Origin of the sequence: Izhakiella australiensis, assembly GCF_002006995.1 — a bacterium.
Taxonomy (GTDB): domain Bacteria; phylum Pseudomonadota; class Gammaproteobacteria; order Enterobacterales; family Enterobacteriaceae; genus Izhakiella; species Izhakiella australiensis.
This window is the reverse complement of sequence record NZ_MRUL01000029.1, coordinates 19,018-31,870: the sequence shown is the minus strand read 5'-3', so window position 1 is coordinate 31,870 and position 12,853 is coordinate 19,018. Positions and strand designations below refer to the sequence as shown.

The window sequence follows — 12,853 nt, the reverse complement described above, 5'->3', positions numbered from 1 at the left end:
TCGAGGTAACAGGAGAAAGCTACAGAAAGAAAACGTCGAAAGCAGTAACCCAGCAGTCAGTTAAGAAGTAACTGAAAGGCGGCCAGAATAGTTGACGCGTACCGGCCTGAGTAGTTGACGTCTAATACTCTGACCAGCGGGCAAAACGCAGTTCACTGGAGCGGATGAACAGATGCAGCGTCAGCAGGACTGAAAGCCGGGTCAGTTCCCGTCCCTGATGATAACTTTCAATGCGTTCAAGCATTTCAGGGAGGCGCTCCAGCGGCAGGGCGGGACAGTGGCGTCTGACAGGTGGTATTGTGACGCCCTCAAGGTTTACTGCCGGGTTTGTGTCGATTAACCCCTGATGGACTGCATGACGCATGATGTTATTGAAGTACTGCCGCGTGCGGGAAGCGACCTACAGCAGCCCTTTTTCCTCAATCCCTTTTAGCAGGTCAATAAAATGACGGGGTTTAAGTTCTGATACTGACTTGTGCCCGATAACCGGAAAAACATGATTGTTCAGGCTGGCGAGCAGGCGGTCAGCGGTATTCTGCGACCACTTTTTATTGCTCTTGTGCCACGCCAGCGCCACGTTTTTAAACACTGTTTCCGGTCTGCGTGAGCTGCGCTCAGTGGCCCGCTGCTGTGCCGGGTTAATGTTCAGCGCCAGCATCTTACGGATACCTTCACGTTGCTGTCGCGCATCAGACAGGGAAACGACCGGATAGGGCCCCAGTGCAATGCGGGATTCGTTACCGTTGATTCGATACTTGAGATACCAGTGGCGGGAACCGCCCGGTTTGACAAGAAGATACAGGCCGTGGGAATCGGAGACTTTAAAGGGTTTATCAGAAGGTTTAAAAGTGCGGATTTTCGCGTCGGTAAGGGACATATGGGGGTCACTCCATTATCGAACTAACCTGACCCCAGATTTGACCACCAATTTTTCCCGATGCGGAGGACTAAATCAAAATACATCGGGAAGACTTTTCACGCTAACCTCTTGAATCATCATCAGATAAGGATTCGTAAGGAGACATGAAAATAAAAAATTGGCTCCTCTGACTGGACTCGAACCAGTGACATACGGATTAACAGTCCGCCGTTCTACCGACTGAACTACAGAGGAATCGCTTGATTGCGACGAATACTAATGGCAGCAGAGGGTACTGTCAACAGCTAAAAATACCTTTTTATTCAACCGGCTGGGAAATAACCAGTTGGTCTGTTTTATCTGCGCTTCGCCGCCATTTTTGCGTTCATATTCTTTTAAAATCAATTACCCACACCCAGGGGTTAACCTCCCAGCTGGTACCGCCATACTGCAGCGCCCACTGAGCGCGATAGGCATCTTTCGGCGACTGCGCTTCACTGTGCATGGTGAAGAAGTTATTGAGAAAATGCGCGTCGCTTTGTATGCCTTCAGCCGCGATATCTTGCTCACTGATATGCTGGATTTTTTCCACCCGGATGTCAGTTATTTCCAGATCGATGCGGCTGGCCCAGCGCGGCATATGGATTCCTGCCTGCCAGCCAAACTCGGCAAAGTCCTGATCGTTGCCAAATTCGCTGGTATCGGCACGGTACTGGCAGTAACGCGGCTGGCGGAATTCGTCGGGGCTGGCTTCCCATGCCGCCATGTCCACGGCCGGAATGACCGGGCCACGCCAGGTTTCGCGCACCCAGAGCCGATCGCCCGGCTGGCCATAGGGGCAGTGGTAACGCAGATCTCCCATTCCCAGTACCCGATTTCCCTGCACGTGGTTACTCAGCACGTCAATGCCATAGCAGCCTTCGTGATTATCCTGCCCTGGCGCCAGCGGCATAGATTTCATAATGCGTCTTGTCTGGGTCTGCATGCCCGACATTAACGCTCGCACGCGCTGGTCATTGAACAGAATTGGGCGTTCTTTCATGACAAAACCTCATCTTTTCCCTAAAAGGCGTTACGGAACGTTGCCGTAAAAAAACAATACGATTAATCCTACATTAATGAAAGATATTCCTGTCTCAGGATTTCGGACCAATGATGAAATTTTCTTATTGAATTTGTCGGAAAGCAAGCGGAATAATTCTGTTAAGTTATCGCCCGTGCCGGCAACTTATCGGCCATTAATTTACCGCTGAATGGCCTCTGATAGCCTTGGTATTCATTCTATTGTAATCAGCGTGTTGTGTATTATAAAACGGACAGCGGAGCGATAGCTGTTTCCGCAGCTGGTCCGTTCAGCGGCGCCGCGCCGGTGCGTTAACCGTAAATAAGCGGTGAAGGCAGCAGAGTCTTAATCCGGGCTTATGCATTAGCCTAATAATTATTCGTCTGTATATCACCCGGCTGAACGCCTGACAGCTAATCTGTTGAATTAACAGTGTCTGAACCGTTATAAACCCGTAGGCAGCATGGTATTTCGACGATTTGCCGCCTGCTTTACGGCAACGCGGAGCGGCAGTTTCCTGTTTATTGTACAAATGGAGGAGTCATGTCCCTGGTCGACTGGCAGCAACGTTTTGAGAGCTGGCTGAATGCCAGCTGGCAGAAAGAGGATAAGGCCCATGATGTTGCCCATCTGCGCCGCGTCTGGCAGACGGCACGGCGGATTATGCAGACCATGCCCGCCGACGAGCTGGTCGTGCTGGCCGGCTGCTACTTTCACGATCTGGTAAACCTGGCGAAAAATCATCCGCAGCGCCATCTCGCGTCCACCTATGCCGCGGAGCAGACGCGCCTTGAACTGCGCGATCGCTTTCCGGATTTTCCGGCGGAGAAAATTGAAGCGGTTGCTCACTGTGTGCAGGCGCACAGTTTTAGCGCCGGTATCCACGCTGAGACCATTGAAGCGAAAATTGTGCAGGATGCAGACCGGCTTGAGTCGCTCGGCGCCATTGGACTGGCGCGAACCTTCTATGTGTCCGGTTCACTGGGCCGCGCGCTGTTCAATTCAGAAGACCCCTTTGGCGATGAGCGCGCCCTTAACGACCTCGAATGGGCGCTGGATCATTTTCAGACCAAGCTATTGCGCCTGCCGGATACTATGCACACCGAGGAGGGAAGGCGGATGGCCACCTACAGCGCCCGTTTCCTAGTGACCTATATGGCAAAACTAAGCGCCGAACTGCAGGGCGATTACTGCGGCATTGATGAGAAGGTAATGAAACGGTTCGCGGCAGATGAGTAATATTAAATTTTTATGAACGGATAGTGACTTCACGTCTTTTACGCTACTTTGCTGATTAACCAATATATGGAGCGTAGCGATGGCCGATACCGTAAATTTAACGATTAAGATCAGCCCTGAGTTGAAAGAGCAAATCAAGCTGCTGGCTATCGAGAACCAGACGTCGATGAGCTATGAAATTACCCAGCGCGTCGAGGCCAGCCTGGGCGGCGCAGCGGCGGACAGCCACCGTGCTGAGGCCGATGAAAGCGACGTGCTTAGCGCCACGGAGCTTAAGCAGGTGCGGTCATTGCTGAAAAAGCAGAAGCAAAAAAAGAAAAAATAAGCCTTATTGCGCAACGGCAGACGGCCGGGAATCACTTCCCGGCCGTTTTTTTATGGCTGTAGCACAAACAGACTCACGCTGTGCGACAGGCGTTGTGAATGGGTTATCAGGTTTTCCGCCGCGCTGGCGCTGGCAGCGGTCAGACGCTCGCTGTTGCGCACCTGTTGGTTTAACGCGGCGATTTCCGTCGCGATTGTGTTAACCCGGTTACTTTGCGCGCTGGCGTTTTGCTGCAGACCATCAAGCAGCACCACCACGTCGCTCACCGCCGAGGTAATCCCGGAATACAGCGTTTCCAGCGTCGTCACCTGGCTAAAGCCACTCTCAATGTGCTGGTTGGTGCGGTTTATCAGCTCATCGATATTGCGCGTCGAAGCGGCGCTTTTTTCCGAAAGCAGCCCGATTTCTTTGGCGACAACAGAGAAGCTGCGACCGTAGATGCCCGCGTGGGCGGATTCGATCGCGGCGTTGAGCGCCAGCAGCTTGGTTTGTAGCGACAGGCTGTCGAGCAGGGTAACGATGCCGGCAATTTCACCGGAAGCATCGACGATATTACGCATGCGCTTATCGACTTCGGCGACCATGCCGCCGCAGCGCTGGGTCAGGCTGTCCGCCGCCTGCACCCGGGCGCTGGCGTCCTGGCTGAAAACCACGCTGGCCTCAACCTCCTCGGCAACCCGGTTTAAACGCTGGCTGATATGGTCCAGCGCATTGTTTTGCTGCTGGCTATGGCTGGAAAACTCTTCATTTTGCGTGCTGATTTGCCCGGCGCTGCTCAGCACCGCATTGGCAATGGTATTAATCTCGCCGACGATATTACGTAGCCCGTGCTGCATGGCGTCAATACTGGCCGTCAGCGCTTTTAGCTCCAGCGATTGCAGGCGTGAGGTGACGACCGGATGGGCGATGTTACCGGTGGCAATCTGCGCAGTATGCTTTTTCAGCCGGTTGAGCGGCACGATCACGCCCTGAACCAGCAACCCTCCGGCGATCAGCAGCAGAGTCAGCAACAGCGCGCTGATTGCCAGTACCCGGTTGCGGTTTTGCATCAGCGATTCGAGCATCGCACTGTTAAAGCTTGAGGTGTCGCCACGCGCCTGATTCAGTGTCTGATAATAAGCCTGGTTGAACTGCTGCTGGAACACCTGCATCGGTACCATAAAAAAGGCATCAATATCTTTTGCCCGCAGGCCTTTCAGCTGTTCTTTCAGGCCGTCCATCAGCAGATCAAAGGCCTGCTGTAAGTCGCCATTTTTTGAGGGCTGGTATTGATTGAACAGCGTCCGGGCGCTTTCAATCGAGCTTTCTGCTGAGTCCGCGAGGCTTACCCAGCTGTCCACCGAACCGGTTTGATTATCCTGCATTAAATAAATTGCCGCGCGGTTGCTGTTATCGCTGGCGATGAGCAGTTCCATGCGGGCTTTATCCAGCAACGACTGACGTCCGGTGAGGCTTTGCGAGGTGGCGACGTTGCTTTTGGTCTGTTCAACCAGCCGGGTCAGCAGCACCAGACTTGCGCATTGCAGCAGGCAAAAAATAATTAAAAACAGGATAAAGCCGCCGCGCAGGCTTTGCATTGCCAGCGGCAGACGCCAGCGCATAATCAGCTTAATCGGATTGGAAAATACAGATATCAGGTGAGGACGCGAAGTGAGCTGCGACATAATACATTCCAGAAAAATCGAGCCGGACAAAACCCGTACGCAGTCAGACATCCTGTTCCTTTAGCGGCAAGCAGGACGCCTCTGTACGCGCAGATTATTAACAGGGCTGGATTATTTCTGTTGAATATGACGTTAAGGTTACAGCGCAATGGCTATTGCGCTAATCAGAGGTTTATCTCTCTTTAAAGCAAATTAGGCTTTATCATCGCCGTAATACTGAACGCCCAGCGCAATCAGCGGTCTTCCCTGGGATTTGCGATGCAGGTTGGTATCGCGCAGTGAATAAACGCAGCCGCAGTATTCCTGCTGATAAAAGCGCTCGCGCTTGCTGATTTCAATCATGCGCGCCGAGCCGCCTTTCTTACGCCAGTTGTAATCCCAGTAGACCATATCCGGGTAGGGCGCGACGGCGCGGGCGCCGCAATCATTGATTTGCTGCATATTTTTCCAGCGTGAAATGCCGAGCGAACTGCTGATAACTGAAAAGCCGTGTTCAAACGCGTAGAGGGCGGTGCGTTCAAAGCGCATATCAAAGCACATGGTGCAACGTACGCCGCGTTCCGGCTCGTGTTCCATACCGCGAGCGCGCTCGAACCAGTTATCAGTATCATAATCGGCGTCAACGAAGGGCACGCCGTGCTGCTCGGCAAAGCGGATGTTTTCCTCTTTGCGCAGCAGATACTCTTTTTGCGGATGAATATTGGGATTATAGAAATAGAGCGTGTAATTAATGCCCGACGCCAGCAGCGCCTCCATCACCTCACCCGAACAGGGGGCGCAGCAGGTATGGAGCAGCAGTTTGCCTGCGCCAGCGGGCAGCGTCAGCGTTTCGCGGTTAATGGTCATTATTGGGCACCTTAGCTTTGAATCAGCCACTATTGTAATGCACTTTTCAGGTTCAACAAGCATCGGCCACCTGGCGCCGGGTCAAACTGGTGATAAACTATCACTCACTTTTACCATCAGGATCAATGATGAATCAATTTGACCCGCTGACCACGGCGCTTGCCGGGCAGGCGCGCGAGCATATGCTGCATAAGCGCGCAGAGGATGAGGCGCTACTGGCCCGCGTACTGGAAATTTACGATCAGAAAACCGTTGCCGGTCAGCTGCGGCTGCTGGCGCAGCAGGAATGGACGCGTGAAGCGCTGAATCGCTGGCTAAAAGGAAAATCTTCCCGCGTGCTGAGTGAAGCGGAGGTGGCGCTACTGCGCGCGATGCTGCCTTCACCTCCGGCCTGTCACCCTGACTATGGTTTTCGCTTTATCGATTTATTCGCCGGCATCGGCGGTATTCGCAGCGGCTTTGAGTCGATAGGCGGCCAGTGCGTGTTTACCAGTGAATGGAATAAACATGCCGTGCGCACCTATAAGGCCAACTGGTATTGCGATGAAAAGCAGCACCGTTTTAATCAGGATATCCGCGATATTACCCTGTCCGGCGATGCCGACGTTGATGAACAGCAAGCCTATGCGCATATCGATCGCCAGATCCCGGACCATGATGTGCTGCTGGCCGGCTTTCCCTGCCAGCCGTTTTCGCTGGCCGGCGTGTCGAAGAAGAATGCCCTCGGTCGCGCGCACGGCTTTGAATGCGAAGCGCAGGGCACGCTGTTTTTTGACGTTGCGCGCATTATAGCGGCAAAAAAACCGGCGATTTTTGTGCTGGAGAACGTGAAAAATCTCAAAAGTCATGACAAGGGCAAGACCTTTCGTATCATCATGTCAACGCTCGACGAACTGGGCTATGACGTAGCCGATGCGCAACAGCAGGGCAGCGATGACCCGAAGGTTATAGATGGCAAACACTTTTTACCGCAGCACCGCGAGCGCATCGTGCTGGTGGGGATGCGTCGCGATCTGCAGCTGCCGCCGTTTAGCCTGAAGAATATCGCCGCATGCTATCCGGCTCGCCGGCCGCTGCTGCGCGACCTGCTGGACGATGCGCCGGATGAAAAGTATATCCTGACGCCCACCTTGTGGAAGTACCTCTATAATTATGCCCGTAAGCATCAGGCGAAAGGCAATGGTTTTGGTTACGGCCTGGTGGATCCACAGGTTGAAACCGGCGTGGTGCGTACCCTGTCGGCGCGTTATTACAAAGACGGTTCGGAAATCCTGATCGATCGCGGCTGGGATAAAGCGCTGGGCGAACAGGATTTTAGTGATGGGGCTAACCAGCAGCGCCGTCCGCGTCGCCTGACGCCGCGCGAATGCGCTCGCCTGATGGGCTTTGAAGCGCCCGGCTGTGCGGCTTTTCGCATTCCGGTTTCCGATACTCAGGCTTACCGACAGTTTGGTAATTCGGTGGTGGTGCCGGTCTTTACCGCAGTGGCGGAGTTGCTGCTGCCATGGATTGAACAGGCGGTCAGCCAGCGTAGTGCGAAGGCGGCAGCCTGTGACCTGATAAGTTAACGGGAGGCCAGTTATGGCGGATGTGCATTCGGCAGAGATACGCAGTAAGAACATGCGTGCCATTGGCACCCGCGATACGGCAATAGAGCGGCGTATTGCCAGCTTGCTCGGCGATCTCGGCATGGAATTTTGCGTGCAGGACGCCTCGCTGCCTGGCCGTCCCGATTTTGTGCTGGCGCAGTTTAATGCGGTTATTTTTACCCACGGCTGTTTCTGGCATAAGCATCAATGTCCGCTGTTTAAGCTACCGGCGACGCGCACCGGGTTCTGGCTGAAAAAAATTGACGCCAACGTGGCGCGCGATTGGCGCGATCGCCTGGCGTTAAGCGAACTGGGCTGGCGGGTGCTGGTGGTTTGGGAGTGCGCGCTGCGCGGACGGCAAAAGCTCAGCGATCGGGCGTTGCAGGCTCGCCTTGAGGAATGGGTCTGCGCCGCTGGCAGTAACAGTGAAATCGATCCCGGCGGCATTCATCTGATTGGCAATGACTCTGCGGGTTAGCTATGCAGCAGAGCACAGGTCATGCAAAATGCGCTTTTAATATAACAACTCTGGGTGAGGCGATGGGCAGCGTAAAACTCACGGTTAAACGTCTCTATAAACTGCATCAGGACCGCATGATCAAAACCACCGCGACGGCACGCGTTTACGTGGGGCAGCGGCTGATTGCAACCGAAGAGATTGACGGCATGACGGAAAGTCCGGTCAGTAAATACATTCATCACGATGCCGGTCCGGATTTACCGGTGCGGGTCGAGTGGGAATGTGACGGCATTGCCGATATGACCGCCGTTGGTGTTGAGTCTTGTCCCTGTTGCCATCACGATGACGACTAAAAGGATAATCCGTGGCTGCAAGCAGTTTATTAACCCTACTCGATGATATTGCTACCTTACTCGATGACATTTCGGTGATGGGCAAGGTGGCGGCAAAAAAAACCGCCGGCGTACTGGGCGATGATCTGTCACTTAACGCCCAGCAGGTAAGCGGCGTGAAGGCTGACCGTGAGCTGCCGGTGGTGTGGGGCGTTTTTAAAGGTTCGTTCATTAATAAAGTCATTCTGGTGCCGCTGGCCTTGCTGATCAGCGCCTTTGCGCCCTGGGCTATTACGCCGCTGCTGATGCTGGGCGGCGCCTATCTTTGCTACGAGGGCGCGGAAAAAGTGTTGCACAGCCTGCAGCATGATAAGCAGGCGGAAACGCCGCAGGCTCGTCAGCAGAGGCTGGCACAGGAGGCGCAGCAGGGTGCTAAGGCTTATGAAAAGCGTAAGGTGAAAGGGGCGGTGCGAACCGATTTCATTCTTTCTGCTGAGATTGTCGCCATCACCCTCGGCGTGGTGTCCGCAGCGCCACTCCTCAATCAGGTGATTATTCTGTCGCTGGTGGCCGTGGCGGTGACCGTCGGCGTGTATGGCATCGTAGCGGCGATCGTGAAAATTGACGATTTAGGCCTGTGGCTGCAGCAGCGCGACGCCGCTCCGGCGCGGGGGATTGGGCGACTGTTACTGGTTTTTGCGCCGCTGCTGATGAAGCTGCTGTCGGTGGTGGGTACTCTGGCGATGTTTCTGGTCGGCGGCGGCATTATCAGCCATGGCGTGCCTGCCGTTCATCATCTGATTGCCGGTTGGAGCGAAGGACAGAGCGGGCTGGTTGCCAGCCTGATCGCCAACGGCAGCAGCCTGCTGATTGGGTTGCTGCTGGGTCTGGTGGTATTGTTGGCGGTCAATATGTTTACCCGACTGCGCGGCAACGCCTGATTGCAGCCGAAGTGCGGCATCAGACACGGATTGATTGTGCTCTGACAGTAATTCCACCTGGCACATCGGGCCTGAAATCAGTATAAAGGCGGAAGTAAGCGAAGCAATGGGAGCCCCACCTGATGAAAGACGACGATATTTTTGAATTCGATTTAGACGACGCCGAGCTGGAAAAAGCGCAGGCGCGCGCTGAACAAAAGGCCAGCGAACTGCCAGACGATTTGAGCGACGAAGCCGACTGCGAAGGCTGCAAAATCTGACAGCGCGGCACCAGGCTGGAAAAAACGGACGGCGTCAGCTGTCCGTTTTTTTTACTTTTCGCATATTTATCTGTTTATTTGTATTTAAGGCCGTTTTTTACAACTTAAGTCGCGCGCGGATGAGACAAAACTGCTATACCTTAATCAGATTATCATTCAGCGAGAAAGGGAGGCAGCGATGGATTTTGTAGTCAGCGATGAAGTGCAGCATAAACAGGACGGCCAGCGCATGATTGTCACGGGGCTACTGGCAGGAATGGTTGAGTGCCGCTGGTACGATGGTTTTAGCGTTAAGCGCGAAGCTTTCCGCGCGGATGAGCTGATCGCGTCTGACAACCAGCTGGCGGGTTAGTCCGAAAACCACAGGCCTGCCGTCGCTGACGAACAGCAGGCTTTGCTGGTTATGCTACCCCCGACTTATCTGCTATACCTTCCCTTGGTTATCTTCCTTCACTGCCTGGCAGATACGTGGAAAAATGTCCGGAAAAGCCGAGCGAACCCGATTCCAGCTGGGAATAAAGGGTTTGTCATTCGGCCGCTGAATAAATGATTCACCGGCATCAAGGATAGATTGTGTGAACAGTTCTACCGCCGCTTCCTCGGTATGCTGATCAAAGCTTAGTCCGTTCATCGCTGCCTCATGGTTATAGATCTCCATAATATCCAGCGCATTACGATAGTAAGTGGCTTTCAGCACGCGAAATGAGTCTCTGGTCAGCGGCACGCCCATTGTTGCCAGCTTGCGTAGCAGCGACTGGACAATGTCATTACTCATTCGTTGCAGTCCACCCGAGCCGTCCATTTCCGCCAGTGGCTGATGCTTATGGTCATAATTATCGGCAATTTCGACCTGGCAGGACTGACGGGTGGTATGGTTGCGGTAGATTTCTGATAGCACGCCAATTTCCAGCCCCCAATCACCGGGAATTTTAATACCGTTTAAAACCTGCGTTCGCATGGCAAACTCACCAGAAAGTGGATAGTGAAAGCTGCTGAGATAATCAAGGTATTCCGAATGGCCGTATACCTTCTGTAGCGAACGTAGCAGCGGGCCTACCAGCAGGCGTCCAACGCGACCGTTGAGTTTATTCCCGGCAAACCGGGCATAAAATCCCTTACTGAATTCGTACTGAAAAGCCGGGTTTGCCAGGGGATAAAGCAGGCGTGCCAGCAGGTTACGATCGTATGTGACAACGTCACAGTCATGGAATGCTACGCATTCAGTACGATCCGAGGCAAGGGTGTAACCGCAGCAGAACCAGACGTTACGCCCTTTTCCCGGCTGGGTTGGCGCTAATCCTTTCCCCTCCAGCTCACTGTTAATCGCCTGAAGACGCGGGCCATCATTCCAAAGAATGCGATGGCGCTGCGGCAGGCGTGAAAAAAAATCACGCGCGTACATAAACTGATCGCGGTCAGCCTGATCCAGGCCGATAACAATTTCCTCCAGATAGGGCACCCGGACCAGCTGGTCAATGATGTTATTCAGTGCAGGTCCCTCAAGCTCAGTAAACAGCGAGGGTAAAATTAATCCCATCTTGCGTTTGGCGGCAAACTGCACCATTTGCTGCTCTATGTCCTCATTGCTGCGTCGGGTAAGGTTATGGAAATTGGTGATGACACCATTCTGATAAAAATCACTCATAGCTCCCCCTTGATACGACCAATAACGATGATTAACGTCGCGCAGTGCGACGAAGAGACAAAGAAAAGTTGATGTGTTATTCGGATAAGAAAAAGTCCAGCCCTTCACTCCAGCCCAGCGGACCCTGAGCCGCAGTATGATAAACCTGCTGATCATCGTTGCGATTAAGCTGTACAGGTTTTTTGCTGTGACCTTTAATCACGATGGCGTAATCAACGACCTCCAGCATCCCGGTATCGTTGGGACCATCCCCTAAGCCGAGGGTGATGCGCTGTCCTTCACGATGGGTTGGATAGTTTGCCAGCAGCCAGCGTAGCGCGGTGCCTTTACCGCTCTCCTGCCCCATGACGCTCCAGAAGCGCCCCCCCTGGGTAATCATCAGGCCGGCCAGCGTAAGATGCTGGCAAAATTGCTGGAAGTTCGACTGACTGTCGCGCCAGATCAGTGACTCCGACGCCTGACGAAGGCGGGCGTTGGCTGCATCGCCGGGCGCCAGTCCGGTCCACTGGGCGACCTCATTGGCGGTTACGTCGGCAAAGCCGGTAAACTTATAGCCGTGCTGCTGGCGCAGATGGGCAAGGGTGTAGCAAATGCTGGCGTAGTCAGCGCCGCCGTAGCGGCGTAAAGGTTGCGGAAAGTCGGAGAGGTCTATCTGCGCCAGCGCGCCGTTCTCACTGATAAATGGCATGCCGCTGAGATTAAGCTGTTGCTGCAAGACGATAATTTCGCTGGCGGTTTTACTGCTGCAAATCACTATCGGTAGCTGATGTTGTATAAGTTTATCCAACCACGGCTGAGCCGGCTGCCAGCTATAAGTATGATGGTCCAGTAAAGAACCATCCAGGTCCGTGACGATCAGCAACGAATCGTTAAGCGATGGCATCGGTTACCCCCTTATTTTTCCGCCAAACCTATTGATATATCGAATAAGTATCAACAGTCGTCAGGCATACAGCAGGCTGAAAAAATTAGCCGCAAGGCTAAGAATAATCTTAAACTAAAAAGCGATTTTGGAAGCGTTTTCAGCAGTGAAAAGTCAGATTTGGCAAGGCTCAGGTGACAGTTATTTGTATAGATTTATTTTTATCGGTACAAGTTTTCACGTGGTTATCACTTGTTTTAAAACATGATTGGGGTAGTCTGCAGCGGTTAGAGAATTTCCCCAGGTAATGAATTTACGCTTCATTTTATTTCACCCGGCCACAGGCCGGGTTTTTTTTGCCTGATTTAGCGGTTAACTTCGCTGATGGCATAGTCACGGATATCGAGTTCGAAGGCGTCAGCCAGGTCGGCATAAGAGTCATAAGCTTTGCCATCCACCAGTACTCGGTGCTGATGCTCATTTTCGACAAACTCGCGAACGTCAAATCCTGAACGGGCGTGTACAGCTTCCAGCAGCGCCTCTACATCAATATTCACCTCGCGCTGAACATTGTCGTGATACTCATTCGCTGTGCTCATGGTAATCACCTCGTTAGGTTGTGGTCTTTAAGTATAGCAATGGCGGGGATAGGGCAGAGTAAAGGCGCGCTAAAAAAAAAGCCCGCACGTAGCGGGCAAAATCCTTGTTACTTTTAGGTTGACTGCCCCTTTGGGGTTGGTGCAGTAGACGCAGTATACGTCGACGGGC

14 protein-coding genes, 1 tRNA gene and 1 pseudogene are annotated in these 12,853 nt (G+C 53.3%); 8 read left to right on the top strand and 8 right to left on the bottom strand.

Features of this window, described 5'->3' with window-relative positions:
• Nucleotides 1–127: 127 nt before the first annotated feature.
• From BTJ39_RS22665 to BTJ39_RS22655, 3 genes and pseudogenes are all read right to left on the bottom strand, one after another.
• A pseudogene (locus tag BTJ39_RS22665) lies at nucleotides 128–877 on the bottom strand (tyrosine-type recombinase/integrase); the annotation flags it as partial.
• A gap of 161 nt (nucleotides 878–1,038) precedes the next feature.
• Nucleotides 1,039–1,114 (bottom strand) — tRNA-Asn (locus BTJ39_RS22660).
• A gap of 130 nt (nucleotides 1,115–1,244) precedes the next feature.
• A complete protein-coding gene (locus BTJ39_RS22655) occupies nucleotides 1,245–1,901 on the bottom strand; it encodes a hypothetical protein (RefSeq protein WP_078004952.1) in 657 nt (218 codons plus the stop codon).
• 564 nt (nucleotides 1,902–2,465) lie between these two features.
• On the opposite strand from BTJ39_RS22655, the gene BTJ39_RS22650 reads away from it, so the two are divergent.
• Complete coding sequence (locus tag BTJ39_RS22650) at nucleotides 2,466–3,161, top strand: phosphohydrolase (RefSeq protein ID WP_078004951.1); 696 nt, start codon at nucleotides 2,466–2,468, stop codon at nucleotides 3,159–3,161.
• 79 nt (nucleotides 3,162–3,240) lie between these two features.
• Nucleotides 3,241–3,486 carry an Arc family DNA-binding protein gene (locus tag BTJ39_RS22645; RefSeq protein ID WP_078004950.1) on the top strand — a complete coding sequence of 82 codons (246 nt, stop codon included), beginning with the start codon at nucleotides 3,241–3,243 and terminating at the stop codon, nucleotides 3,484–3,486.
• A 50-nt stretch (nucleotides 3,487–3,536) separates the two neighbouring features.
• Here the strand turns inward: BTJ39_RS22645 and BTJ39_RS22640 are convergent, their stop codons facing one another.
• Together BTJ39_RS22640 and BTJ39_RS22635 are read right to left on the bottom strand one after the other, a co-directional pair.
• A complete protein-coding gene (locus BTJ39_RS22640; RefSeq protein WP_078004955.1) occupies nucleotides 3,537–5,150 on the bottom strand; it encodes a methyl-accepting chemotaxis protein in 1,614 nt (537 codons plus the stop codon).
• Nucleotides 5,151–5,342: 192 nt separating this feature from the next.
• The gene (locus tag BTJ39_RS22635) at nucleotides 5,343–5,996 is read right to left on the bottom strand and encodes an epoxyqueuosine reductase QueH (protein WP_078004949.1); all 654 of its coding nucleotides are present in this window, start codon (nucleotides 5,994–5,996) and stop codon (nucleotides 5,343–5,345) included.
• Between the two features lie 128 nt (nucleotides 5,997–6,124).
• Here BTJ39_RS22635 and BTJ39_RS22630 point away from each other — a divergent pair, with 128 nt between their 5' ends.
• The 6 genes from BTJ39_RS22630 (at nucleotide 6,125) to BTJ39_RS22610 (ending at nucleotide 9,930) form a co-directional block, all read left to right on the top strand.
• On the top strand, nucleotides 6,125–7,564 hold the full coding sequence (locus BTJ39_RS22630; protein WP_078004948.1) for a DNA cytosine methyltransferase: 1,440 nt from the start codon (nucleotides 6,125–6,127) through the stop codon (nucleotides 7,562–7,564).
• A gap of 13 nt (nucleotides 7,565–7,577) precedes the next feature.
• Nucleotides 7,578–8,063, top strand: a complete 486-nt coding sequence (locus BTJ39_RS22625; RefSeq protein ID WP_078004947.1) for a very short patch repair endonuclease — start codon at nucleotides 7,578–7,580, stop codon at nucleotides 8,061–8,063.
• Nucleotides 8,064–8,125: 62 nt separating this feature from the next.
• Complete coding sequence (locus BTJ39_RS22620; protein WP_078004954.1) at nucleotides 8,126–8,398, top strand: hypothetical protein; 273 nt, start codon at nucleotides 8,126–8,128, stop codon at nucleotides 8,396–8,398.
• An 11-nt stretch (nucleotides 8,399–8,409) separates the two neighbouring features.
• Nucleotides 8,410–9,318 (top strand): DUF808 family protein, encoded by a 909-nt coding sequence (locus BTJ39_RS22615; protein WP_078004946.1) that lies wholly within the window; start codon nucleotides 8,410–8,412, stop codon nucleotides 9,316–9,318.
• Nucleotides 9,319–9,440: 122 nt separating this feature from the next.
• A complete protein-coding gene (locus BTJ39_RS24975) occupies nucleotides 9,441–9,578 on the top strand; it encodes a hypothetical protein (protein WP_176110413.1) in 138 nt (45 codons plus the stop codon).
• Between the two features lie 178 nt (nucleotides 9,579–9,756).
• Nucleotides 9,757–9,930 carry a YodC family protein gene (locus BTJ39_RS22610; protein ID WP_078004945.1) on the top strand — a complete coding sequence of 58 codons (174 nt, stop codon included), beginning with the start codon at nucleotides 9,757–9,759 and terminating at the stop codon, nucleotides 9,928–9,930.
• 72 nt (nucleotides 9,931–10,002) lie between these two features.
• Here BTJ39_RS22610 and BTJ39_RS22605 read toward each other — a convergent pair whose 3' ends face one another.
• The 3 genes from BTJ39_RS22605 to BTJ39_RS22595 form a co-directional block, all read right to left on the bottom strand.
• Complete coding sequence (locus tag BTJ39_RS22605) at nucleotides 10,003–11,223, bottom strand: glycosyltransferase family protein (protein ID WP_078004944.1); 1,221 nt, start codon at nucleotides 11,221–11,223, stop codon at nucleotides 10,003–10,005.
• Between the two features lie 76 nt (nucleotides 11,224–11,299).
• Nucleotides 11,300–12,106, bottom strand: a complete 807-nt coding sequence (locus BTJ39_RS22600; protein ID WP_078004943.1) for a mannosyl-3-phosphoglycerate phosphatase-related protein — start codon at nucleotides 12,104–12,106, stop codon at nucleotides 11,300–11,302.
• 344 nt (nucleotides 12,107–12,450) lie between these two features.
• The gene (locus tag BTJ39_RS22595) at nucleotides 12,451–12,684 is read right to left on the bottom strand and encodes a DUF2525 domain-containing protein (RefSeq protein ID WP_078004942.1); all 234 of its coding nucleotides are present in this window, start codon (nucleotides 12,682–12,684) and stop codon (nucleotides 12,451–12,453) included.
• Nucleotides 12,685–12,853 lie beyond the last annotated feature (169 nt).

What these genes read in the sequence shown, in the direction of transcription:
- BTJ39_RS22655 (WP_078004952.1), bottom strand. Translation starts at nt 1,901, where the DNA reads ATGAAAGAACGCCCAATTCTGTTCAATGACCAGCGCGTGCGAGCGTTA.
- BTJ39_RS22650 (WP_078004951.1), top strand. Translation starts at nt 2,466, where the DNA reads ATGTCCCTGGTCGACTGGCAGCAACGTTTTGAGAGCTGGCTGAATGCC.
- BTJ39_RS22645 (WP_078004950.1), top strand. Translation starts at nt 3,241, where the DNA reads ATGGCCGATACCGTAAATTTAACGATTAAGATCAGCCCTGAGTTGAAA.
- BTJ39_RS22640 (WP_078004955.1), bottom strand. Translation starts at nt 5,150, where the DNA reads ATGTCGCAGCTCACTTCGCGTCCTCACCTGATATCTGTATTTTCCAAT.
- BTJ39_RS22635 (WP_078004949.1), bottom strand. Translation starts at nt 5,996, where the DNA reads ATGACCATTAACCGCGAAACGCTGACGCTGCCCGCTGGCGCAGGCAAA.
- BTJ39_RS22630 (WP_078004948.1), top strand. Translation starts at nt 6,125, where the DNA reads ATGAATCAATTTGACCCGCTGACCACGGCGCTTGCCGGGCAGGCGCGC.
- BTJ39_RS22625 (WP_078004947.1), top strand. Translation starts at nt 7,578, where the DNA reads ATGGCGGATGTGCATTCGGCAGAGATACGCAGTAAGAACATGCGTGCC.
- BTJ39_RS22620 (WP_078004954.1), top strand. Translation starts at nt 8,126, where the DNA reads ATGGGCAGCGTAAAACTCACGGTTAAACGTCTCTATAAACTGCATCAG.
- BTJ39_RS24975 (WP_176110413.1), top strand. Translation starts at nt 9,441, where the DNA reads ATGAAAGACGACGATATTTTTGAATTCGATTTAGACGACGCCGAGCTG.
- BTJ39_RS22610 (WP_078004945.1), top strand. Translation starts at nt 9,757, where the DNA reads ATGGATTTTGTAGTCAGCGATGAAGTGCAGCATAAACAGGACGGCCAG.
- BTJ39_RS22605 (WP_078004944.1), bottom strand. Translation starts at nt 11,223, where the DNA reads ATGAGTGATTTTTATCAGAATGGTGTCATCACCAATTTCCATAACCTT.
- BTJ39_RS22600 (WP_078004943.1), bottom strand. Translation starts at nt 12,106, where the DNA reads ATGCCATCGCTTAACGATTCGTTGCTGATCGTCACGGACCTGGATGGT.
- BTJ39_RS22595 (WP_078004942.1), bottom strand. Translation starts at nt 12,684, where the DNA reads ATGAGCACAGCGAATGAGTATCACGACAATGTTCAGCGCGAGGTGAAT.